We start from the raw sequence: 1,305 nt of genomic DNA on the forward strand, positions 1-1,305 counted from the left end.
GATAAGCAATGTGATTTTATATTGTGGGAAAAAACTGCATACCCTTTAGTGCCTGCGGAAACTATTGAAAATCAGTTACGGGAATACCGAACAATCATGTTTGCAGATAGAAGGAGTAACCGGATCAATAAGGAGGATGCTGAATGAAAGCACTTCTACGTGAAATAGGTTTTATCGTCTTTATCAGCTTGATTCAAGGGCTGACGGTCGGGGTTGCTGCTTATATCATTCTGACTTTTTGGGAGGTTGCTAAATGATCAATTACGCAAACAGAGGAAAGGGCCTTCAGCTACTTGTAAACCAAACAAACGCCGTATATAAGCATAAGGGCTGGGCGCTAGTGGACGAAGTAGCAACGCCAACAAAGAATATACGCGGCCGGATCGTGTACGAGAAGAAAAGCACCGTTGACTATGTAGGGATAGCCCAGGGGCGTGGAATCGCGTTTGATGCGAAGGCAACACAAATAAACACACGGTTTGAATTGAAGAACGTCCATGATCACCAAGTCGAATACCTTAAACGGTTCATGGATCAAGGCGGCATATCATTCCTATTAATTGAATTTTCAAAATTGAGGGAATTTTACTTTGTGAGAATGCCGTTTTTCCTGAAGTATTGGGAAGCAGCCAAAGACAACGGCCCGAAGTCGATTCCATACCAGGACATCTATCTTAATTGCGATCCAATCAGAACAAGGCGGGGCGTTCCCCTTGATTACCTAGAATTATGCTTTCAGAATGTCGAAAAAAGTAAAGATTTGTCGAAAATAGGGGGCTGAGAAGATGGCGCGGCGTGTAGTTCAGTGGGAGGCAACTAATTATGATCGCGAAGAGCTGCAAGTCATTACGGTTTTTGAAGAAGGCATGACCAAACAGGCAGTAAAACAGGAAATACCATTCAGCAGGAGCCACGGGGTACTTTATCAATCACAAGGGGGAAATCATTATGAGTTCAAATAAAAATTCAAGACGTGCAGGGGAAGTAGTCGTATGGAGAATGACAGAAGAGCAGCGCCAGGAATATATCAAAAAACACCCAATCAGACCGTACGAAAAACACGTTTCTACATGGGAATGGCCGAAGAAACAGAACGAACCTTTAGATGATCTTGAGGAACTAATTTAAACATAGGAGGGGCTTTCAATGTGCATTCTTGAGGAAATCGGCTTTACCACAGATCAGTATATGATGTTGCACAACAGAGGAATGAGAGATTATGAAATAGCGCGGAATCAGCTTGATGTACCACTTGAAACCCTTGTTAGTTGGAAAGTAAAGAACAATATAGAGAAGGACGAAACA

The 1,305-nt window shown here is 42.6% G+C and carries 1 protein-coding gene; it reads left to right on the plus strand.

Annotated elements, in window-relative coordinates:
- The first annotated feature begins 253 nt into the window (after positions 1–253).
- On the plus strand, positions 254–781 hold the full coding sequence (locus tag ACFQ8Y_RS22750) for a Holliday junction resolvase RecU (RefSeq protein ID WP_213377478.1): 528 nt from the start codon (positions 254–256) through the stop codon (positions 779–781).
- Positions 782–1,305: the final 524 nt, after the last annotated feature.

The organism is Isoptericola sp. NPDC056605 (genome assembly GCF_042792795.1).
In the GTDB taxonomy this organism is placed as follows: domain Bacteria; phylum Actinomycetota; class Actinomycetes; order Actinomycetales; family Cellulomonadaceae; genus Isoptericola.